At 79.7% G+C, this 734-nt stretch carries 1 pseudogene; it reads left to right on the top strand.

What is annotated here, in order from left to right:
• A pseudogene (locus tag GTW43_RS17495) lies at nt 1-734 on the top strand (hypothetical protein); the annotation flags it as partial.

Here is a 734-nt window from a genome sequence, read left to right as displayed (position 1 = left end):
GTTCACCGTGCGGCTCGGCGCCCGCCGCCGCGCCGTCCTCGAACTCGTCGCCCCCGACGACAGCCACGCCCCGACCCTCCGACCGGTGCGCGACGCGCTCCCGGCCGGCCGGGTCGCCGCGCTCCCCGCGCTCCCCGAGGCGGCACTGCGCCCGGCCCCCGACCTCGAGCTGCTCCGGGCCGGACTCGTCGCGCCGGACGACCTGCACCCGCTGGTCGGCGCGGCACTGGCCCGGTACGCCGCGCCGCCCGTCGGCACGGACGAGGGGAGCGGTCCGGCCGACCCGCACCGGGTCGTGTGCCGCGGCGAGGTGCACCGGATCGCGCTGCGCGACGGCGTCCTGACAGCGGTGGACCACGATGCGGAGCAACTGCGCCGCGAGGACCTCCTGGTGGCGCTCGGCGGACCTCCGCTGCCCTGCCTGCGCGCCATCGACGCGGTGCACCGCACTCCGGAGGCGCTGCCGGCCGTACGGGAGCGGCTCGGTCACGGCGACGTCCGTGGCGCGCTGGACGTGGTCGAGTCCCTGCTCGGCCCGGGCGCGGTGCTCCGGGCGGGCCCGCTGCGCGATGCGCTGGAACGGGCCGTGGACGGCCGCGTCGACCACGGACTGTTCCGCGCGGGCCTGCCCGACGGCCACCCGGGCGCGGCGGCGGGCCCCCGCCGCCGCGTGCGCCTGGACCGCCGGGTGCCGACCGAACTCCAGGGCAAACGCGCCCTGTGGGGCCGACACC

This window comes from Streptomyces sp. SID5785 (genome assembly GCF_009870065.1).
Taxonomy (GTDB): domain Bacteria; phylum Actinomycetota; class Actinomycetes; order Streptomycetales; family Streptomycetaceae; genus Streptomyces.
Note: the sequence above shows the minus strand (reverse complement) of the source record. Positions and strands in the feature narration are given on the sequence as shown.